This is a genomic window from Aquifex pyrophilus (assembly GCF_054656935.1).
The window spans coordinates 357,631-376,304 of sequence record NZ_BAAHXJ010000003.1 but is presented as its reverse complement, the minus strand read 5'-3'; the positions used below and the strand labels follow the sequence as shown (position 1 = coordinate 376,304).

Below are 18,674 nucleotides of genomic sequence, written 5' to 3'. Positions count from 1 at the left end.
TTATATTTAACATGAGATTGAGGATATACGTTTACGGAATCGTTCAGGGAGTGGGCTTTCGGGCATACGCGAAAAGGATTGCGGACAGCTACGGGCTGAACGGATGGGTCAGAAACCTCCCCGACGGAAGGGTTGAGATACTCGTTGAGGGGGACGACGAACTCATAGGATACTTCCTGAAAGATATACTGAAAGGTCCTCCCGCTGCAAGGGTTGATAAGATAGAGGTAATAAAGGAGCAATCCGATGAACCTCTTTACGGTTTTGATATTAGGTATAGTTAGTCTGCTCAGCTGTAGCTTCTCCGCGGATTACTGCAGGACCTATTACGAAGTTAAGAAGGGGGATACCCTCTGGGAGATATCAAAGAAATACAAAATAAGCATTAAGAAGTTATACGAGCTGAATCCCAAGCTAAAAAAGAGGAAATACCTAATTCCCGGGGAAAAGATATGCTTAAAGGAAAGTGAGAGATACGTAATATACAGGGTAAAGAGGGGAGATACCTTAATTGAGATAGCCAAGAAATTCGGGGTAAGCGTTAATGAAATAAAAAAGGCGAACAACTTAAAGGGAAACGTTATAAGGGTAGGACAAAAACTCAAAATTCCTGTTAAAGGGAAAGTTAAAAAAGAAAGGAAAAAAACAAAGAAAAAGTTCATCATCTACCGCGTAAAGAAAGGCGACAGCCTCATAAAGATAGCGAAGAAGTTCGGGGTAAGCGTTAGGGAGATAAAGTTTTTAAACAATATAAAGGGAAACAGGATTTACGTGGGACAAAAGCTGAAGATTCCCACAAAAAGGGCTTACCTTTACGAAGAAATAAAGAAGAAGTATGAAGAAAAAAAGGGAAGAGTGGTTCTCGACAGGGTAAAAAAGGTCGTTTACCTGAGGTATAGAGTAAGAAAGGGGGACTCCCTCATAAAGATAGCGAAGAGGTTCAGGACGAGCGTGAAAGCCATAAAGAGGGCAAACAGACTTAAGGGGAATTTGATAAGGGTAGGTCAGGTTCTAAAGATTCCCGTTTATAAATATGTATTCATAGAAAGGGTTGCGAGGATTCCTAAGATTTCCTTAAAGGAACTTCCCGTTGATGGAAAGGTTGTTAAGAACGATAAGGGAGTTTACATATACACCGATTGCGGAAAGCCCGTAAAAGCTGTAGCGAGCGGTAAGGTGGTTTACAGCGGGAACGACCTTCACGCTTTAGGAAATATGATTATAATTGAGCATGAAAACTTCATAAGCGTTTACGCTCACAATGCAAGAAATACGGTGAGGCTCGGACAACGGGTAAGAAAGGGGGATATAATAGGATACGTAGGTATCGTTCCGACGGAAGGGAGATGTGCCCTTCACTTTGAGATAAGGAACCTAAACGGTGCAATTTTAAATCCCTCTTACTATCTTTCTGAAAAGAAATGATTTTAAAGGAAGAGGAAGTTCTCTTAAAGGCTAAGGAAGTTCTTGAAAAAGGTGGAATAGTTGTAGCCCCTACGGACACCATTTACGGAATGCTTGCGGACGCAACGAACGAGGAAGCGGTGAAAAGGTTGTATGAGATAAGGCGACCTTCGGGAAAGCCCTTCCTCGTTCTCATTCCCGATGAGAGCTGGATAGTAGAGCTGTGTTTAGACCTTCCCGAGGAGTATAAGCCCCTTCTCCATAAGGAAGGTATAACGCTCGTTCTTAAAAAGAGATGCGATAAGCTCTCGTATATAAGTAAAGACAGCTTGGCTGTGAGGATTCCGAAAAAGGGATTCGTTAGGAAGCTCCTTGATGTTTTTAAAAAGCCCCTTGTCGCTCCCAGCGTAAATCCCGAGGGAAAGAAGCCGGCGACAACAATTGAAGAGGCCTACAGATACTTCGGGGATAAGGTTGAGCTTTACGTTGATGGCGGAAAAATAGAGGGTGAGCCCTCAACGCTCGTTGATTTAAGGGAAGGCTTAAAAGTCTTGAGAGAGGGAAGGGTAAAGAAGGAAGAAATAGAAAGGATTATTGATAAACTTTAACAATGTTATAGAAGGTGTCCCGCTCAGCGGGTATCTTGCCCGCGTCTTTTATGAGTTTTACGAGCCTGTCTATGGAATGTCCGTAAGCGGACCTCGTTCCCGCAGCGTGGACTATCTTTTCTTCCTGTATTGTTCCGTCAAGGTCGTCCGCCCCGAAGTTCAGGGCTACCTGTGCAACCTTCTCGCCGAGGGTTACCCAGTAAGCCTTTATGTGGTCAAAGTTATCAAGGTATATGCGGGAGATGGCTATGGTTTTGAGGTCATCAACCGAGGAAGTTCTGTGCCCGCCGAGCCTCGTTCCTTCGGGCCAGTAAGCGAGGGGTATGAAAACCTGAAAACCTCCCGTCTCGTCCTGGAGTCTTCTGAGCATCTCCATGTGCTCTATCCTTTCCTCTAAGGTCTCCACATGTCCGTAAAGCATAGTTGCATTAGTGGGTATGCCGAGCCTGTGGGCTGTTCTGTGAACCTCAAGGTATTCCTCAGCATTCGCTTTGTAGGGGGCTATTATCTTCCTCACTCTCTCGGAGAATATCTCCGCTCCTCCCCCGGGAAGTGCGTCAAGTCCTGCATCCTTTAGCTCCTTTAAGACCTCTTCGTAGCTCTTTCCCGATATCTTTGACATGTGGTGAATCTCAACCGCGGTCCATGCCTTAACTATTACCTCGGGGAACCTTTTCTTTATCTCCCTTACTATCTCAATGTATTTCTCATAACCCCAGTATGAGGGAATACCCCCCACTATGTGAACCTCTCTCCCTCCCATTCTGTATAGCTCCTCAACCTTTCTCAGTATCTCCTCAAGGCTCATCTCGTAGGCTTTGGGGTCGGATTTCTTAACGCCGAAGGCACAAAAGTCGCATTGATACATGCACACGTTTGTGGGATTTATCTGTCTGTTTACTATAAAGTAGGCATACATGCTGTTTTTCTGTCTGTTTATGTGCTCCGCAAGGATTCCGAGAGCGGTAAGGTCTCCGTTTCTGTAGAGGTATATTCCCTCTTCCGGGGTTATCCTCTTCCCTTCAAGGACCTTTTCCGCAATCCTTAAAAACTCTTTATCGTCAACGGTCTCAAAAATCGTCTCTACGGGAAGCATAATAATAAACTATACCTCGGTAAACTCATTCCTTACAGGTTCTATCTCATTAACCTTGTCTATTATTCCCTTATCCGCAAAATAAACGCCGTATCTCTTATCGGTTTTCTCTATGTGTCCGTAAAGCCATCCTATTACTACCGCCTGGAAGTGCTTTATAACCTTGTCCTCCCCCGCCTCAAGGGGTTCCATAAAGCCCATAAAGAGCTTCTCAATAGCTTCGTGGGATTTGGTGTGAGTTTCCCCTTCGGGATAACCGAACTGCTTGAATACCTCTTCCTCATGCCTAAGGTGGTTTCTCAGGTAGGGTATGAGAACGTCAACGATAAAGGAAGAGGCCTCCTGCCTTCTTTTGTTCTGGAGGAGCTCCCTCATGAAGTTAAGCATATTCAAAATGGTTTTATGTTCCTCGTCAAAGCAAAAAACGCCTGTATTTAACCTTTCTTCCCACTTTAGCTCCATGGTCCGCTCCTTAAATAATTAATTACCTATATAGTAATACTCTAATACAATGGGCTTTAAGATTCTATTAATTTCTTCCTCCCCGCACCTGACGGAGCTTCCCGTAAGGATAATAGCCCTGGCGAGATTATCGCTGAGGTAAGAGAGATTCTTAATTTTAAGAGCTTTAAATCTCTTTTTCTCTTTGCTCCCTACGATAAAGCCCCACTCGCCCATTGAGGGAATGTTTACGACCAAAGGCATTGTGTAAAATCCCGCTTCCCTTATCGTTTTCAAAATTGCGCAGAAAACCTTTCTCCTGAAAAAAACATCCCCCGCCTGGGTTATAAAGACTCCATCCCTTTTTAGAACTCGTTTTAGTCTTTTGTAAAACTCAAGGGAGTAAACCCGTGCACTTGAGTAGGTTCTCGGGTCTATAAGGTCAATAACAACGAGGTCAAACTTTTCATTTGTTTTGAATACGAAGTTAAAGGCATCATTCAAAATTACTTTTACCCTCGGGTCTTTAAAACTATCTTCGTTTATCTTCCTCATTATCGGGTTTTTCCTTGAAAAATCAACGAATTTTCCGTCCAAATCAACAAGTGTTATGCTCCCGAAGGGATACTTCAAAACCTCCCTGAGGGCGAGCCCGTCCCCTCCTCCGAGTATGAGGGCTTTTTCGTAGCTTTTTATGAGGCTTGCAGGTATGTGAACGAGGGTTTCGTGATACCTTTTCTCGTCAAGGGTTGAGAACTGGATGTGTCCGTCAAGGTAAAGGGAGTAAATATTTTTATACTTCGTGAGAACGACCTTCTGGAAGGGCGTTTGGATGAAACTCACAATTTGCTCCCCGTAAAATCTTTGTTCCTCGTATAGGATAATTCGGGAAGCGAAGAATCCGTATAGGGCAAGGATTAGACCAACGAGTAAGGGAAGGACTTTTAAGGTCAAGCGAACGGGAAAGGAAAGGGAAAAGAGAATCGCTACCGAAAGGTTTAAAAGACCTGCGATAAGGGTCGTGTAAGGGAGTCCGAGCTTTGGAAGGAGAAAGTAAGCGTAAAGGAGTCCCGCTGGAAGGGAGCCGAGATAATCCTTCTCAAGTATAGAGGATAGGTTTACCTTTAGCTCTTCGTATCTGTTGTTTATCCTGACAGCGATAGGAATCTCAAGTCCTATGAGCGTTCCTATGAGTGCGGAGAGGGAGTAAATTACAACTCTTAGCTCAAAGGGGTAGCTCCCGAAGTGGTAAGCAATCAACGGGGAAAGGGATACGAGAAGGGAAAGGGAAACCTCAGCAATTACGAAGATATCAACGAGCTTATTGTCGGGTATGTATCTCGTAAGCCTTGAACCTATGCCCATAAAGAGGAGAAAGAGGGAGATTATAACGCTCCACTGAAAAACCGCATTTCCCAAAAGATAGGTTGCGAGGGTTGCTACCGAGTATTCCGCAACGAGCCCCGAAAAACCCGTAAAGAATATGCAGAGCTTTAAAACCGTTGATTTCCTCATCCAACGACGATTAAGGTAAGGAGCGCACTCGCAAGGAATACACCTCCCAGGGTAAGGGAAGCGCTGAGGTTATTCTCAAGAACTGCTGAAGAAAGGATAATCTTCCTGAATATCACATACTCAAACAAGAGGTAAAGTATAACCATAATTACCTGAGAGATGAGGAAGTAAAGAGAGGTTGTGAGTATATCCGAGAGTAGATTCCCTACAAACTCCCCGGAGATTGCGTTAAAAACGACTAAAGAAACGGAGAAGGATATCATTCCAAGAAGCAAGGAGGCGGACACGTTTCCCTTCCTTACCTCTTCCTGAAAATCAAGGGAAAGAATGCGGGAGAATATAAGGGTAGTTATGTATAAGAAGAGCATACCCAGGAAGGTGTAAATAACCGAGTATAAAAGGGTGAGGAGAATGCTATCAAGCATCCAGTAGGCTCCCGAAAGTATGAGTCCGACCGAGAGGAAATAAAATGCCTGTGTTATTCCCGCGGAAACATTTCCCTTGAGGATTTCTTCTTTTAAGTCAATCTTCCTGAGAAATAGAAGGTCAAAGAGATAAACCCCTGAGAAGAGGAGAAGAGTTATAAAAAGGAGCGTAAAAAGTTCTTTTAAAGGACTTTCCGGGGAATAGGTCATATAAAGGACGAAGGAGAGGGAAACAAAGAAGCCCGCGAAGGAAATACCCACCGCGTTGTTTCCCCTTGAGAATATTTCATCTTCCACCTTTACGTTTCTGAAAAATACGAGGTCGTAGATGTATTTAGAGAGTATTATCCAGAGGATTAAAAGAATCAGGCTCATGCTACTTACCTCCGTATCCTCCTCCGGGAAGGGTGTATCTCCCGTAGTCAGAACCTCCCCAGGGCATAGGCAGGAATATTATCCCTCCGCCACCTCCGCCTCCGCCAGAGGCTTTCACCCTTTCCGTAATCCACAGGTATAAACCATTTCTCAGTTTAACGCTATTCACAACCCTCAAGCCTGAGGGGGGGACGAACCTCTCTCCCGCAACCTCAAGGAAGCGATTTTCCGAAAATAGCTCACAATAAATCCTTTCCCCGAGAAGGTATCTCTCAATGTAGTGAAGCGTATAAAGTTCAAGCTTATACTCCTTTCCCTTTATTAAATCCTTGAGAACAACCTCACACCTCTCGTTTCCTTTTCCTTTAGTTTCCTCAACCTTATACCTGTATATGCCTTTTTCGTAGTTCTTTATAAAGAAATCTACGGGATTTTCCTTTACCTCAACGGGTCTTGAACAGGAAAGGAGTATTAAAAAGAGGCTAACGAGGAAAAACGCCCTCAATTTCCCACTCTTTTAGCTCCCTTCCTTTAAAGGCTTCTATCTCGTAATCGTCCCATATCTCAACGTCTATTATCTCTCCGTCCTCGGACCTGAACTCCCAAATGGTGACGGGATAGCTCTCAAAGTTCTTCCTGTATTTTGCCTTTCCCGCATACTTCAGTTTATACCTTTTTCCCTTATAGATTATCTCCTCGGGTGGCTTTCCGAACTTTCTGTAGTGCTCTCCAACGTCGGGCTGTATCTCTTCTGGGTCTATCTCGGTGAAGAAGTATATCTTCCCCTCCTCCAGGCTGAGAAAGCCCTTTCCCTTTGCGGACCTTATCTCCCACTCCTTTTCCTTCGTAGCCCCGTAGTCGTAAAGGGCTACATCCTCAACCTCCCAGGTTTCCCCTTCAAGCTCAATTATGTCTCCCTTTTTTAGCCTCTCAAGGGGATTCCCGAGAAGTTCAATCTCTTCCTTTTCTTCTTCTTGTTTAAAGAGCTTCTTTATCCTGTCAAGGAATCCCATCTTTAAGAGAGTCCCAGTCTCTTTTTGAGCTCCTCAAGCTTTTCCTTGCTCTCAAGGGTTTTCAGTTTTTTCTCAGCTTCTGTTTCCACATCTGTCGCTATCTCCTGTTTTGCGAGCTCCTCATAGGCTTCAGCCATTGCCTCCTCTTCCTCAACCTTTTCCTTCATCCTCTCAAGCATAGCTATCGTATCGGAGGGGTCAACCTTCGCTATCTCCTTGTTTACCTTTTTCACCGCCTTTGCAGTAGCCATTCTCGCCTTCAGGGTTTTCAGTTCCGCCTCGTATTTGGCTATTAAAAGCTTAAGCTCGTCAATCTTCGCCTGGAGCTTAAGAGCCATCTCTTTCTGCTTCTTTGCCTCCTCCTCAAGCCTTCTTGCGTTTTGCTCGTGAAGCTCTGCCTTTTGTATGAGTTCGGACGCAAGTTTTTCCGCCTCTTGCGGGGATATCTCCCCTTCCTGGGCACTCTTGAGGAGTGCCTCCGCCTTCCTTATAAGGGCTTTTGCCCTCTCCTTCTCGTTTCTCGCCTCCCTCTCAAATCTTATCTGGCTCGCCTTTACCTGTGCGAGGGATTCCATAGCCTCTTTTAGCTGTTTTTTTAGCTCCCTTATGCCCTCCTCGGTTATCTTTATGGGGTCCTCAAGCTTCTCAACAACCGAGTGGGCTTCCGCCTTAACAACTCTCAGAAGTCTCTTAAGTAGTCCCATTATCTTGCCTCCTTAAGGATATTTAAAAGCTCCCCTCCCCACTCCGCAAAGAAAAGCTCAAGAGAAGCTATACTCGCCTCAAGCTCTTCGTAATCAAGAGTTTCAAGGTTTAAGGTCTGTCTGTATAGGATTACCTTATCCTCCCCGTCAAGGGCAAAGGCACCAAAGGGGAGGTCCCTGTTTCTTTCAAGAAACCAGCCGTAATGTTTTTCCGAGACCTTTCCTATGGGCTGTTCAATGATAAGGAGGTCATCCTCGCAGTCAATTACCATGTTCTTTATTCCCCTGTCTTCGTCCTCAACGACAAGAAGCTCCTCCTCTTTATCTTCCTCCTTAATCTCAAGACCGAGGTCAAGAACCATCTTTTTCACTTCTTCAAAAGTAGCCATACTTTAAATTAAATAACATGAGAGTTTTAAGTAAAGAGGAAGTGGAAAAGGCTCTCTCCGAGCTTGAGGGCTGGAAGCTCGGGGATAACTTCATATACAGGGAGTTCAACACAAAGAACTGGAAGACGACCATATTCGTCGTTAACGCAATAGCGGGACTTGCGGAGGCAAGGTGGCACCACCCAGACCTTGAGGTAAGCTTCAAGAAGCTGAAGGTAAAACTAACAACCCACGAAGCGGGCGGGATAACCGAGAAGGATATAAACCTCGCAAGGGAGATAAACGGGCTCGTTGAGGAAATCATGAAGCACTAGGAACCATAAGTATCTCGCTGTACCTGTCCTCCTTTATATACCTCTCAAATATCTTCATAACGTCAACTCTCCTAACCCTTGAGAGGTTCTTCTCAAAGAACCTGTAAAAATCAAGGTCCTTCACAACCGTGTAGGAGTAACCTATGTCAAAGGCCTCGTTCTCAACCTTCTCCTCTTCAAATATACGGGAGTTTATTATCCTTTGCTTTGCCTTCTCAACTATTTCGTCATTTAAGTTCTCATAAGTTTCTTTAAGTAGCTCAAAGACCCTCTTTTTTACCTCTTCGTACCTTGAGGGGTCAAAGCTCGCACTTATAACGAAGAGGTTATCCCTGGGTCTTCCGAGGTCTCCGCACCAGTAGGAGTAAACGAGTCCCTTTTCTCTTAGCTCTTTGTAGAATACCGATACCCTTCCCCCGCAGAGAATCTCGCTAAGGACGAGAAGCCCCTTATACTCGTTCTTCCCGATGGCGGGAACCCTCCATCCTATAATCCAGTAAGCCTTCTCAATCCTTTTGTCCTCAAGCTTCTTAAACCTTATACCTATCTGCTCGGGCTCCGTGGGTATCTGAACCTTGGGAACGGGTCTTCCCTCCTCGCTACCGAAGGTTTTTAAAACTTCTTCCTCAACCTCCTTCGGGTTTACGTTTCCAACGACCACAACAGCCATATTCCTGGGCTGGTAGAAGGACCTGTAAAACCTCAGGAGCTTTTCCCTCGTGAACTTCCTTATGGTTTCCTCAAAGCCTATTATGGGAAACCTGTAGGGCGATACCTTGTAAACGAGCTTCTCAAACTCCTCCCACAAGACGGTTGTGGGGTTGTCCTTCCCCCTTCTCAGCTCCTCTATCACTATCTCCTTTTCCTTCTCTATCATCTTTTCCTCAAGGGTCGCCTTTAGTGTGAGCTGGTATAAAACCTCAAGAGCCTGTTTCCAGTATGGGGAAGCTATCTCAACGTGGTAATAGGTGTAATCCTTTGATGTTCCCGCGTTTATGTTCCCTCCGAGACTCTCTATTATCCTGTCTATCTCCCCGTATTTATACTTTTCCGTTCCGTTAAAAAGCATGTGCTCAAGGAAGTGAGCCATTCCCTTTTCATCGTATTTCTCGTAAACCGAGCCGACCCTGAACCAGACGTGTATGGCAACCGCCTTCGTGTCTTCTCTGGGCTTTATTATGAGCTTCCCACCGTTGGGGAGATTTCTTATTATAAGCTCCTGAGCAGTTAGAACCTGAACCATTATCAAGACCCCCAGAATGAGAAACCTAAGCATTTCTGAACCTTCCCAGTATTTTATCCCTGTACCAGTAAGCTACGTTCAGGGAAAAGATAAACAGGGTAAGCAGAAGGGAAAGGGGAAAGGCTAAGGGCTTTACAACTCTAAGGAATGTGTCGTAAAAGAACAAAAAGAGAAGGTAGTAGCCGTATAAAAGGAGAAGGTTTGAGAAAACGGTCCAGGTCTTTTTCAGAACTCTCTTCACCATAAGAGTTATACTAAATCATCTCTGTTTATGAATACCGCACCTCTTAATAGCATCTCCTCAATAGCCCTCTCAACGTCTCCTGGATTTACGTCCACACCTTTTATAGCATCCTCAAGGACTATTGCCTCAAACCCGAGGTTCAGTCCGCCTATCACCGTGTTCTTTACGCAGTAATCGGTCGCCACGCCTCCAACGAATATTCTCCTCACGCCCCTTTCCCTCAGAAGGGACTCAAGTATCGTTCCCTGAAATCCCGAGTAAGCGTCAAAGTCCTGAGATGTTCCCTTTGAGATGATAAACTTGTTATCCTTCGGGATGTATAGCTCCTCGTGAAACTTTGCGCCTTCTGTGTTCTGGACACAGTGGGGAGGCCATATACCCCCGTGTCCCTTAAAGGATATGTGGTTCGGCGGATGCCAGTCCCTCGTGAAGAAAACGGGAAGTCCTTTCTCCTCAAATAACTTTATGTATTCGTTAAGAACGGGAATTATCTTATCCCCGTCCGGAACGGGAAGGGCTCCTCCGGGCATGAAGTCCTTTTGCATATCAACGACTATAAGGGCGTCCCTGTCCGTTATCTTTACCTTCATCGTTCTACCTCCTTAAATAAATTTATCTTTATGAGCTTAATTCTAAAGTATCTTCCCAGATACACTATAAAGGATTACGAGAGCTGGGAAGGGAAGTGGGAGCTTGTGGAAGGCATACCCTACGCCCTTGCCTCTCCCACCTTTAAGCACCAGAGAATTGTGGGAAAGCTTTTCAGGTATATTGATGAACAGCTTGAATAGATTTCTCAAAAATCTGGGAGCCTTTTCCATAAAACGTAAGTTTCTATAAAGCTGAGGGAAAGCTTACACAGCTTGTAATCCGAGAGCCATTCCCTTTTTATTTCCCTTCCCTTCACAACGAATACGTATTCCCTTGAAAGTCTCTCCATAATTTCCTTTATCTCTTCAAACTCCCCGAGTGCCCTTGAGATGCTGACGTCAAACTTCTCCTCCACTTTTTCCGCTCTCGTGCATAAAACTCTGTAATCTTCCCCTATTTTCGTTTTCAAGTATTCAAGAAAGGCACACTTTTTTGAGACCGCTTCTATTAACGTAAGTCTTATACTCCCGAGGTAAATCTTTAGGGGAACGCCGGGAAAGCCCGCCCCGCTTCCAACATCAACGAAATGTTTTCCCTCCCATTTCAGCCCGGCCTCCTCAAAGCACCTCACGAGGCTCACGCTCTCTATGAAGTGCCGTTTTATTATCTCCTCCTCGTTTCTTATGGCTGTTAGGTTGTGAACCCTGTTCCACTTTTTAAGCTCCTTCAGGTATATCTCAAACTTTTCCGCCTTATCATCGGACAAGGGAAAGCCTTCCCTTTCAAAGAGTTCCTTAATCTTCTCTCGCATCTTTCAGCTTAAGATTTAGGCTTACCTTTCCCTCAATTAATATCTCTTTCGGAACACCTTTTCCGTAAAGGATAACCCTCTTCACTCTCTTGCTCTTTAAGGGTATAACGACAAGCCTACCTTTTTCCTCCTTCACTTTAAATAGTTCACTCTTCCTTACCTTTCCGTCTCTTAGATACTCAACAATCAGAGGAATCCAGGGCTTCTTTTCGTAAACCTTTTCTCCTTTTAAAACCTTCTCCTTTCTTCCCTCCCTCTCGTAAAGGGTTATCTCCTTTCCCCTTTGAATAAACTTGAAGTTGTAATCGTAAAGCCACCTCCAGGTCTCGTAAGTTTTGCCCTCCGCAAGAGCTTTGTCCTTCTCTACGTGAACTTTTATCTCTCCCACTTTAAAGAAAAAAAGATAAACCTCGTAGGTAGCTGTTAGAGGAAAGGTAAAGGAGATTAATAAAAGCAAAAGAAGAAGCCTCATATCTCACCCATCATCTTTAGAGCTCTTTCAACCACGTAAACGGGGTTCTTGCTCTCGGTTATCTCCCTTCCTATAACGATTATGTCCGCTCCCCTCTTTTTTGCCTCCGCGGGTGTTAAAACCCTCCTCTGGTCTCCCTTTTGCTTCTTTATCCTTATTCCGGGAACGACCGCTATGAAATCCCTATCCAGATTTTTCTTTAGAAACTCAACCTCCTCTCCCGAACACACTATTCCGTCTATCCCCTTATCCAGCCCTATCTTTACAAGGTGAAGAACGAACTCCTTTATATCCCCTATTGTGGTTTTAAGAAAACCGAGGTAGCTTTCGTCATGGGAGGTGAGGAGGGAAACTCCCAAAATTTTTGTATTTTCCTTCCTATTTACAGCCTCTTCAACCATAGCCTCACCGCCGAGGAGGTGAATAGTGGTGTAATCCGCACCGAGATTGCTTATCTCCTCAACCGCTAGGCCTACCACGGAAGGTATATCGTGGAGCTTAAGGTCAAGAAAGACCTCGTAGGGGAACTCCTCTTTCAGTTCCCTTACCGCATCTCCTCCCTTCTCAAGGTATATCTTGTGTCCTATCTTCATTATTAAGGGATAGTTCTCAAAGAAGTCGTATAAGTCCCTTACAATCTTTAAAGCTCTCTCCCAGGGAACGTCAAGGGCTACACATATTCTTGTCATACTAAAATTAAACTATATGAACGGATACTACGTCGTTTTTATTACCGCACCCGTTGATAAGGGAGAGGAGATAGCAAATTACATAGTTGAGAACAAGCTCGGGGCTTGTGTTAACGTGGTTCCAGAAGTGAGCTCCGTTTACTGGTGGAAGGGAAATATAGAGAAGGATAAGGAAGCTCTTCTTGTGGTGAAGACCTCTGCGGAGAAGTTCGGGGAGCTCGTATCAAAGGTGAAGGAGGTTCACCCTTACACCGTTCCCGAGATAATAGCCCTGCCGATAGTTGCGGGAAATCCCGACTACCTTAATTGGATTGACGAGAGCCTGAAATGAGACCCCTTAAGCTTGAGCTAAAGGGCTTCACTGTTTACAGAAAGCCTCAGGTGATAGACTTCTCAAACCTTTCCTTTTTCGTCATACAGGGAAAGACGGGAGCGGGAAAGACGAGCATAATAGACGCCATAACCTACGCCCTTTACGGGAAAGTTCCGAGATACGGAAGCAGTGTAGCGACTAAACATGTCCTCTCAAGGGGAGAAAAGGAGTTAAAAGTCTCCCTTGATTTCTCAATAAGGGGAAAGAAATACAGGGTTGAACGCTTTTACAGAGCCTTTCCCGAAGACTCCCAGGTAAGGGTTTACGAAGAGGGAAGAAGGCTGAACCTCAAGGGAAGGGACGCAACGGAAAAATGGCTCACCCAGATAGCGGGGCTTGATTACAAGACCTTCACAAAGGTTATTCTCCTTCCCCAGGGGGCTTTTGACACATTCCTGAAAGATGCTTCCGAGAGGAAGAAGATTCTGGTTAACCTTCTCGGACTTGAGGAACTTGAGAAGATAGCCCAGCTCGCGGGAGAGGAATACAGAAAGCTTGAAGGAATAAGGGAGACCCTAAAGAGGGAGCTCATAACCCTTAAGGATTACGACGAGAAAAAGGAAGAAAAATTAAAGGAAGAACTTAAAAGAAGCAGGGAAAAATTAACAAAGCTAAAAGAAGAAGAGGAAAGAGTAAGAGAGGAATACCAGAGAGCAAGGGAAAAATACGAGATTGAAAGGGAACTTTCGGAGGTTGAGGAAAGATTAAGAGCTTACGAAGAGAGAGAAAAGGAGATTGAGAAGCTCAAGGAGAAACTGAATCTCTCAAGGAGAGTAGCACCCTACGTTCCCGTGGCGAAAAGAATTGACGAGATAGACCTCAAGCTTTCCGAGCTCAGGCTTAAGAAGGAAAAGCTTATAAAAGAGATTAAAGGACTTACCGACGACCTGAACCTTTTAAAAAAGAAAGAAGCGGAGCTTGAAGCCAGAAAGGAAAGGGTTAAGGAATACATAGAAAAAGAAAAGGAGCTTGAGATAAAGCTCAGCAAATTAGAGGAGGTAAAAAATATTAAAAAAGAAGTTGAAAAACTGAAAAGCGAGCTGAAAAACATTCATGAGAACCTAAAAAAAGCGGAACTAAAGTATGAAGACCTAAAAGAAAGAGTTAATAAAGGAAAAAAACTTATAGAAGAAACCGAGAAAAGACTCAGAGGAATAAAGAAAAAATTTTCCGAGGAAAAATATACAGAGCTAAAATCAAAGGAGAGACTCGTTGAAGAGCTAAGGAAAAAGGAAAGGGAACTGAAAACTAAAAGGGATGAAAAAGAAAAAATAGAGGAAAGGTATAAAGATGCAATTTCTGAACTCAACAGGATAAGGGATGAGCTTACAAAGAAGGAAAGGGAGCTAAAGGAGAAGGAGCTTCTTTACCACGCTCATATGGTTGCCTCTTATCTTTCAAGGGGGGATAGGTGTCCCGTATGCGGTGGTATTTATAGAGGCTCCCATATACCTTCCGGGGATTTTTACGAGATAAGCGAGCTGAGTGCTCACGTTGAGAACCTCCAGAAGAAAGAGAGAGAACTTGATAAGTTAACCGCTCTCCTTAAAGAAAAGCTTGGGAACTTCACTCAGGACATAAGAAAGCTTGAAGTAGAGATAAAGGAGCTAAAAAGAGAGCTTCCCGAAAACCTCAAGGAGGAGATAAGGAAACTTGAAGCTTTAAAAAGTAAAAAGGAAGAACTTGAGGAAAAGCTTGAGAAATACAGGAAAGCCCTTGAGATACGCGTAAACGAAAAGGAAGAGGCATACAGAAATCTCGTTAACCTTCAGGAAAAACTAAACTACGTTAACACCGCTATAAAGGAAAAGAGTGAAAGGTTAAAAGATTACCTCTCACTTCTTGAGTGTGGGGATATAAACGAGTGTGAAAGGATAATTAAAGAGGAGATAGAAGCCATAAGGAAATACGTTAGGGATACAGAAGAGAAAGAAAAGATTCTGAGGAAAAAACTTGAGGAAGTTTCCATAAAAAAATCAAAGCTTGAGGGAGAGCTCGGGGAACTGAAAGAAAGCATAGAAACCCTTGAGAGGGAAAAGAAGGAAAAGCTTGAGAAGCTCGCGGAAATTTACGACATAGCTAAATCCCCTTCGGAGGTGTTAGGTGTTTACCTCGGTGAGAAGGAAAAGGAGGTTGAGGAAACCATAAGGGAGTACGAAGAAAATCTTAGAGAGTTGAGCTTTAAAAGAAAAGAACTGAGGGAGAAACTAAAAGAATACGAGGATACAAGGGATTTAAGGAAGACTGAGGATATATACCTGAAGGTAAAGGAAGAGATTGAGAGACTCACAAAAGCCATAGGTGAGCTTGAGACAGAGCTCCAGCATGTAAGGGAAAGGATAAAGAGAAAGGAGGAGATAACAGAAGAGCTTAAAGCCCTTGAGGAGAAACTGAGGGTTTACGGAGTGATAAAGAACGACTTCAGGGCGGACCGATTCCAGAAATACGTTGCGGATATAATGCTCTCGAAGGTAATAGACAGGGCCAGTGAATACTTCTACAAGCTTACCGGGAATTACTTCTTTGAGCTTGATGAGAGGAAGAATATAACAGTAAGGGATACCACGACAAACCAGCTCAGGCCCGTAAACAGCCTGAGCGGAGGAGAGACCTTCCTCGCGAGTCTCTCTTTGGCCTTCGGAGTGAGCGATATACTCTCGGGAAACGCCCACCTTGAGAGCCTTTTCATAGACGAGGGATTCGGAAGCCTTGACGAGGACACCAGAGAAAGGGTGGGAGAGATTCTTGAAGCCATAAAGACGAACGTAAACAGGATGATAGGTATTATCTCCCACATTCCAGACCTTGCGGAAAAGTTCTCCCAGAAAATAATTGTTGAGAAAAAGGGAGACTTCTCGGAGATAAAGGTTATTTATTAAGCCAGTAATTTTCAAGAAGGTCGTAGAACTTGTTTACAGCTTTCTTTACGAGGTGGTATGCCTCCCTCTTGTTCTGGAGGTTGAAGTCCCTTTTTACAGTATCAAGGGAAGCCTCGTAATAGCGTTTCTTTATCACGGTTCTGTAGGGCTCTTCCATTCTCTCAAGTATGTTTTCAAGGTCAACGATGAATATAACGTATCTCGTAAACTTTGCTTCTTTCCTAAAAAGCTTTAACCTTCTCGGGGGTGCTTTTATTACGCTTCCCTTTGAAAGCTCAGCCGTATTTTTACTCTCCCTTGAAATGTAATACCTGTCCATAATATCCCTTACAACGCTCAGCTTATACTCAAATAGGTTCATATCCTCCCTCCTATAAATTCTTGGTGTCCAGTATTATAGTCACGGGCCCCCAGTTTTCTATAAAAACGTCCATCATAGCCCCGAATATGCCCGTCTCAACCTTGAGCCCGCTCTTCCTGAACTCTTCTACCGCCTTCTCGTAAAGCTCTTTAGCCCTCTGGGGCTTTTCCGCCTCCTCAAAGCTCGGCCTTCTTCCCTTCTTCACGTTTGCGTAAAGGGTGAACTGGGAAACTATTAGGAGCTCCCCCTTTATATCCATAACCGAGTAATAAAACTTTCCCTCCTCGTTCTCAAATATCCTGAGGTTCAGAACCTTATCAACGAGCTTCTTTATATCTTCTTCGGTATCCCCCTTTCCTACACCGAGGAGTATGTTTAGCCCCTCTCCTATCTCTCCTACCACTTTACCATCTACAACAACCTTACTGCTCTTTACCCTTTGGACAACAGCCCTCATATCACCAGATAATTACTTTTTCCGCTTCCTCAATCATTTTAACTATATCGTCGTAGCTTTTCAAAACTTCTTCCTTAAACTTAAGCCCCCTCGCCTCCGCATCCTCCTTGCATACGTACCACCCTTCCCTTGAGGGATACCTGAGAACTCCGTCCTGAATAAGAACTACAATGTCCCCGTCGTCCAGGTAGTCGGAAGAGAAATCCCCCAGCTTTCTAACGAGCCATAAAGTTTTTATACCCATGAATTAAAATTTTATACGGGAGGGATATGCGATTAGCGTTGATAAGTACGTAATACTGCTGTTTGCGATAATTTACGCGGGATTGATGCTTGCGGTAAAAGATATTCTAGTAAAGTATCTCGCATCCCTCTACTCCGTATCCTTCTTGCTTTTCTTTACCTCTTTTCAATTGGAGGGAAAACTACCAGATGTATATATTTACGCCCTCAGGGTGTCCGGCATACTCTTTCTGGCTTACACTTTCTTTGAGAACTTGAAACTCGTAAAGCTTATAAGAAGACTTGAGAGTAAAGCCTATATAGACCCCCTTACAGGAGTTCACAACAGGAAGTATCTTGAGGAAGTTTTCAGATTTGAGATAGAAAAGTTTAAGAGAATTGGAAAACCATTCTGTATGCTGTTTCTTGACTTAAACAACTTCAAGTACATAAACGATAAGTACGGTCACGCGGAGGGAGATAAAATCCTTAGAAAAATTGCTCAGGCTATAAAAGAGAATGTGAGAAAAAGTGATTTCGTAATAAGATATGGGGGAGATGAGTTCATAATTCTTACAGATGCGGGACCGGAGGAGATACTTAAGCTCATAGAAAGGCTTAACAACGCTTTAAGGTTTACCTATAAGGATATAGAGATTTCGGTTTCTATAGGAAGCTCCTGTTACCCCTCAGATGGAAAAACGTTGGAGGAGCTTATAAAGGTGGCAGACGAAAGAATGTATAAGATAAAGAAACTCCAGAAGAAATTACTCCAGGCGGATAAAAGGTAGTATATCCTTGAGGTCTATATATCTGTCCGATGCGTTTACGAGTTCAAGGGAAGAACTCTCTTTCGTTGATACGCATATCACTTCCTTTCCGAAGTTTCTCAAGGTGTAAACAAGCCTCTCAAAATCGCTATCCCCCGAACACAGGATTGCGGTATCGTAGTTATCCTTTGTGAGGAGCATATCTATCGCTATGTCAACGTCAAGGTCTCCCTTTAAGGTTCCGTCCTTGAGCTGTTTTACGGGCTTTTTTACAACGGTAACACCGCTGAAAGCGAGGAGCTTTAAGAACTTCTCCTGCTTCTCGTCCTCCTCCTTATAAGCGAGGTAAAAGAAAACGTTGTATATGTCGTAATCTTTTTTAAAGTAGTCTATAAACTTTATTATGTCTATTTTTGCGTTTAAAAAATTCTTCTGAATGAAGTATAAATTCGTCCCGTCTATGAATATTCCCGCCCTTCTTCTCATTCCTCATCACCGACTATATACCATACCCTTATCCCCGCGGAAACGTGGGCGTTTCTCTGCCATATTGTCTCAACGTTTATAACCTTAACCCTGTTCAGCTTTATCCACTCGTTCACCTGTTTTTCCAGTAAATCCTCAAGAGTCTCGTCTATAAAGGGAGCGGTTTTTCTATAAAAATCCTTAAACCTTATCTCCATAACTTACCTCCTTCAGGTTATTTCCTCTCTTTCCTCTTCCTCTTCCTCGGGCGGAACCGCAACCGCAACCCTTGCGGGTCTCAGAACTTTGTCGTGTATGAAGTACCCCTTCCTTATCACCCTTACGACGGTGTTGGGAGGAGCTTCTTTCGTTTCCACTCTTTCAACCGCTTCCGCAACGTAGGGGTCAAACTCTTTGCCCTCTATCTGTATCTCCCTTATTCCGTATTTCTCAAATATCTTCTTCATTTCCGAGTAAATCATCTCAATTCCGAGAATAAGGGATTTAACATCTTGGGATTTCCTCGCAAACTCAAGAGCCCTCTCAAAGTTGTCCATAACCTCAAGGAGGTCGTAAGCGAACTTCTCGTAACAATACTTTCTCTGTTCTTCCAAATCCCTCCTGTATCTCTCCTTTAGATACTCAATCTCTCTCTGGAGCTCAGCAACCCTGAGGTTTGAGTTTTTTGCAACGTTTTCCAGTTTTTTCACCTTTTCCTCAAGTTCTTTTTCCCTTTTCTTTAACTCCTCAAGCTCCTTTTCAAGCTCCTTTCCCTCTTCCTTTTTAACTTCCTTTTCTTCCATTTCTTACCTC

General features: G+C 43.9%; 28 protein-coding genes. 8 read left to right on the top strand and 20 right to left on the bottom strand.

Going from position 1 to position 18,674, the window contains the following annotated elements; all coding sequences use genetic code 11:
* Nucleotides 1–11 precede the first annotated feature (11 nt).
* The 3 genes from ACYQZ0_RS02590 to ACYQZ0_RS02580 are packed head-to-tail and all read left to right on the top strand — an operon-like array spanning nt 12 to nt 2,012.
* A complete protein-coding gene (locus tag ACYQZ0_RS02590) occupies nt 12–284 on the top strand; it encodes an acylphosphatase (RefSeq protein WP_459774946.1) in 273 nt (90 codons plus the stop codon).
* Nucleotides 247–1,425 (top strand): LysM peptidoglycan-binding domain-containing protein, encoded by a 1,179-nt coding sequence (locus ACYQZ0_RS02585; protein WP_459774945.1) that lies wholly within the window; start codon nt 247–249, stop codon nt 1,423–1,425. The genes ACYQZ0_RS02590 and ACYQZ0_RS02585 overlap by 38 nt, the downstream gene beginning before the upstream one ends.
* Nucleotides 1,422–2,012: an L-threonylcarbamoyladenylate synthase gene (locus tag ACYQZ0_RS02580; RefSeq protein WP_459774943.1), complete on the top strand. Its 591-nt coding sequence runs from the start codon at nt 1,422–1,424 to the stop codon at nt 2,010–2,012. Before ACYQZ0_RS02585 ends, ACYQZ0_RS02580 begins: the two co-directional genes overlap by 4 nt.
* Here ACYQZ0_RS02580 and mqnE read toward each other — a convergent pair.
* From mqnE to ACYQZ0_RS02540, 8 genes are read right to left on the bottom strand one after another with little or no spacing between them, the layout of a single operon-like run.
* Nucleotides 1,996–3,108, bottom strand: coding sequence for an aminofutalosine synthase MqnE (mqnE, locus tag ACYQZ0_RS02575; RefSeq protein WP_459774941.1), 1,113 nt, complete (start codon nt 3,106–3,108; stop codon nt 1,996–1,998). The two genes, ACYQZ0_RS02580 and mqnE, sit on opposite strands and share 17 nt — an antisense overlap.
* 9 nt (nt 3,109–3,117) lie before the next feature.
* Nucleotides 3,118–3,570 carry a bacteriohemerythrin gene (locus tag ACYQZ0_RS02570; RefSeq protein WP_459774940.1) on the bottom strand — a complete coding sequence of 151 codons (453 nt, stop codon included), beginning with the start codon at nt 3,568–3,570 and terminating at the stop codon, nt 3,118–3,120.
* A gap of 18 nt (nt 3,571–3,588) precedes the next feature.
* Nucleotides 3,589–5,064, bottom strand: coding sequence for a polyamine aminopropyltransferase (locus ACYQZ0_RS02565; protein ID WP_459774938.1), 1,476 nt, complete (start codon nt 5,062–5,064; stop codon nt 3,589–3,591).
* Nucleotides 5,061–5,864 (bottom strand): DUF350 domain-containing protein, encoded by an 804-nt coding sequence (locus ACYQZ0_RS02560; RefSeq protein WP_459774937.1) that lies wholly within the window; start codon nt 5,862–5,864, stop codon nt 5,061–5,063. The genes ACYQZ0_RS02565 and ACYQZ0_RS02560 overlap by 4 nt, the downstream gene beginning before the upstream one ends.
* A gap of 1 nt (nt 5,865) precedes the next feature.
* Entirely contained in the window at nt 5,866–6,369 is a 504-nt protein-coding gene (locus ACYQZ0_RS02555; protein WP_459774935.1) for a hypothetical protein, read from the bottom strand.
* The gene (locus ACYQZ0_RS02550) at nt 6,347–6,877 is read right to left on the bottom strand and encodes a DUF4178 domain-containing protein (RefSeq protein ID WP_459774934.1); all 531 of its coding nucleotides are present in this window, start codon (nt 6,875–6,877) and stop codon (nt 6,347–6,349) included. The genes ACYQZ0_RS02555 and ACYQZ0_RS02550 overlap by 23 nt, the downstream gene beginning before the upstream one ends.
* Nucleotides 6,878–6,879: 2 nt before the next feature.
* Complete coding sequence (locus ACYQZ0_RS02545; protein ID WP_459774932.1) at nt 6,880–7,581, bottom strand: PspA/IM30 family protein; 702 nt, start codon at nt 7,579–7,581, stop codon at nt 6,880–6,882.
* Entirely contained in the window at nt 7,581–7,970 is a 390-nt protein-coding gene (locus tag ACYQZ0_RS02540) for a YbjN domain-containing protein (protein ID WP_459774931.1), read from the bottom strand. The genes ACYQZ0_RS02545 and ACYQZ0_RS02540 overlap by 1 nt, the downstream gene beginning before the upstream one ends.
* A gap of 17 nt (nt 7,971–7,987) precedes the next feature.
* On the opposite strand from ACYQZ0_RS02540, the gene ACYQZ0_RS02535 reads away from it, so the two are divergent.
* Nucleotides 7,988–8,284: a 4a-hydroxytetrahydrobiopterin dehydratase gene (locus tag ACYQZ0_RS02535; protein WP_459774930.1), complete on the top strand. Its 297-nt coding sequence runs from the start codon at nt 7,988–7,990 to the stop codon at nt 8,282–8,284.
* On the opposite strand, the gene ACYQZ0_RS02530 is transcribed toward ACYQZ0_RS02535, so the two are convergent.
* From ACYQZ0_RS02530 to ACYQZ0_RS02520, 3 genes are read right to left on the bottom strand one after another with little or no spacing between them, the layout of a single operon-like run.
* Nucleotides 8,271–9,560: a M16 family metallopeptidase gene (locus ACYQZ0_RS02530; protein WP_459774929.1), complete on the bottom strand. Its 1,290-nt coding sequence runs from the start codon at nt 9,558–9,560 to the stop codon at nt 8,271–8,273. The two genes, ACYQZ0_RS02535 and ACYQZ0_RS02530, sit on opposite strands and share 14 nt — an antisense overlap.
* Nucleotides 9,553–9,771 (bottom strand): hypothetical protein, encoded by a 219-nt coding sequence (locus ACYQZ0_RS02525; protein ID WP_459774928.1) that lies wholly within the window; start codon nt 9,769–9,771, stop codon nt 9,553–9,555. Before ACYQZ0_RS02525 ends, ACYQZ0_RS02530 begins: the two co-directional genes overlap by 8 nt.
* Nucleotides 9,772–9,776: 5 nt before the next feature.
* On the bottom strand, nt 9,777–10,361 hold the full coding sequence (locus ACYQZ0_RS02520; RefSeq protein ID WP_459774927.1) for a nicotinamidase: 585 nt from the start codon (nt 10,359–10,361) through the stop codon (nt 9,777–9,779).
* Between the two features lie 30 nt (nt 10,362–10,391).
* Here ACYQZ0_RS02520 and ACYQZ0_RS02515 point away from each other — a divergent pair, with 30 nt between their 5' ends.
* The gene (locus tag ACYQZ0_RS02515; protein ID WP_459774926.1) at nt 10,392–10,562 is read left to right on the top strand and encodes a hypothetical protein; all 171 of its coding nucleotides are present in this window, start codon (nt 10,392–10,394) and stop codon (nt 10,560–10,562) included.
* A 5-nt stretch (nt 10,563–10,567) separates the two neighbouring features.
* On the opposite strand, the gene rsmG is transcribed toward ACYQZ0_RS02515, so the two are convergent.
* Genes rsmG through pyrF form a run of 3 tightly spaced genes read right to left on the bottom strand, consistent with a single transcriptional unit; the run spans nt 10,568 to nt 12,334 of the window.
* Complete coding sequence (rsmG, locus tag ACYQZ0_RS02510) at nt 10,568–11,173, bottom strand: 16S rRNA (guanine(527)-N(7))-methyltransferase RsmG (RefSeq protein WP_459774924.1); 606 nt, start codon at nt 11,171–11,173, stop codon at nt 10,568–10,570.
* Nucleotides 11,157–11,645, bottom strand: a complete 489-nt coding sequence (locus ACYQZ0_RS02505; protein ID WP_459774923.1) for a hypothetical protein — start codon at nt 11,643–11,645, stop codon at nt 11,157–11,159. Before ACYQZ0_RS02505 ends, rsmG begins: the two co-directional genes overlap by 17 nt.
* Nucleotides 11,642–12,334: an orotidine-5'-phosphate decarboxylase gene (gene pyrF / locus ACYQZ0_RS02500; protein WP_459774922.1), complete on the bottom strand. Its 693-nt coding sequence runs from the start codon at nt 12,332–12,334 to the stop codon at nt 11,642–11,644. Before pyrF ends, ACYQZ0_RS02505 begins: the two co-directional genes overlap by 4 nt.
* Nucleotides 12,335–12,350: 16 nt before the next feature.
* On the opposite strand from pyrF, the gene cutA reads away from it, so the two are divergent.
* Both cutA and sbcC read left to right on the top strand, forming a co-directional pair.
* Nucleotides 12,351–12,665: a divalent-cation tolerance protein CutA gene (cutA, locus tag ACYQZ0_RS02495; RefSeq protein WP_459774921.1), complete on the top strand. Its 315-nt coding sequence runs from the start codon at nt 12,351–12,353 to the stop codon at nt 12,663–12,665.
* The gene (gene sbcC, locus ACYQZ0_RS02490; RefSeq protein WP_459774920.1) at nt 12,662–15,586 is read left to right on the top strand and encodes an exonuclease subunit SbcC; all 2,925 of its coding nucleotides are present in this window, start codon (nt 12,662–12,664) and stop codon (nt 15,584–15,586) included. Before cutA ends, sbcC begins: the two co-directional genes overlap by 4 nt.
* On the opposite strand, the gene ACYQZ0_RS02485 is transcribed toward sbcC, so the two are convergent.
* The 3 genes from ACYQZ0_RS02485 to ACYQZ0_RS02475 are packed head-to-tail and all read right to left on the bottom strand — an operon-like array spanning nt 15,576 to nt 16,648.
* Nucleotides 15,576–15,947 (bottom strand): hypothetical protein, encoded by a 372-nt coding sequence (locus ACYQZ0_RS02485; RefSeq protein WP_459774919.1) that lies wholly within the window; start codon nt 15,945–15,947, stop codon nt 15,576–15,578. The two genes, sbcC and ACYQZ0_RS02485, sit on opposite strands and share 11 nt — an antisense overlap.
* Nucleotides 15,948–15,957: 10 nt before the next feature.
* Nucleotides 15,958–16,404, bottom strand: coding sequence for a D-aminoacyl-tRNA deacylase (gene dtd, locus ACYQZ0_RS02480; RefSeq protein WP_459774918.1), 447 nt, complete (start codon nt 16,402–16,404; stop codon nt 15,958–15,960).
* Nucleotide 16,405: 1 nt separating this feature from the next.
* Nucleotides 16,406–16,648 carry a sulfurtransferase TusB gene (locus ACYQZ0_RS02475; protein WP_459774917.1) on the bottom strand — a complete coding sequence of 81 codons (243 nt, stop codon included), beginning with the start codon at nt 16,646–16,648 and terminating at the stop codon, nt 16,406–16,408.
* An 85-nt stretch (nt 16,649–16,733) separates the two neighbouring features.
* Between ACYQZ0_RS02475 and ACYQZ0_RS02470 the strand changes: the two genes are divergently transcribed.
* Nucleotides 16,734–17,417 carry a GGDEF domain-containing protein gene (locus tag ACYQZ0_RS02470; protein ID WP_459774916.1) on the top strand — a complete coding sequence of 228 codons (684 nt, stop codon included), beginning with the start codon at nt 16,734–16,736 and terminating at the stop codon, nt 17,415–17,417.
* Here ACYQZ0_RS02470 and ACYQZ0_RS02465 read toward each other — a convergent pair.
* Genes ACYQZ0_RS02465 through ACYQZ0_RS02455 form a run of 3 tightly spaced genes read right to left on the bottom strand, consistent with a single transcriptional unit; the run spans nt 17,394 to nt 18,664 of the window.
* Nucleotides 17,394–17,882, bottom strand: a complete 489-nt coding sequence (locus tag ACYQZ0_RS02465) for a LabA-like NYN domain-containing protein (RefSeq protein WP_459774915.1) — start codon at nt 17,880–17,882, stop codon at nt 17,394–17,396. The two genes, ACYQZ0_RS02470 and ACYQZ0_RS02465, sit on opposite strands and share 24 nt — an antisense overlap.
* Nucleotides 17,879–18,079, bottom strand: coding sequence for a hypothetical protein (locus ACYQZ0_RS02460; protein ID WP_459774914.1), 201 nt, complete (start codon nt 18,077–18,079; stop codon nt 17,879–17,881). Before ACYQZ0_RS02460 ends, ACYQZ0_RS02465 begins: the two co-directional genes overlap by 4 nt.
* A gap of 12 nt (nt 18,080–18,091) precedes the next feature.
* Nucleotides 18,092–18,664 (bottom strand): nucleotide exchange factor GrpE, encoded by a 573-nt coding sequence (locus ACYQZ0_RS02455; RefSeq protein ID WP_459774913.1) that lies wholly within the window; start codon nt 18,662–18,664, stop codon nt 18,092–18,094.
* Between the last annotated feature and the right edge of the window lie 10 nt (nt 18,665–18,674).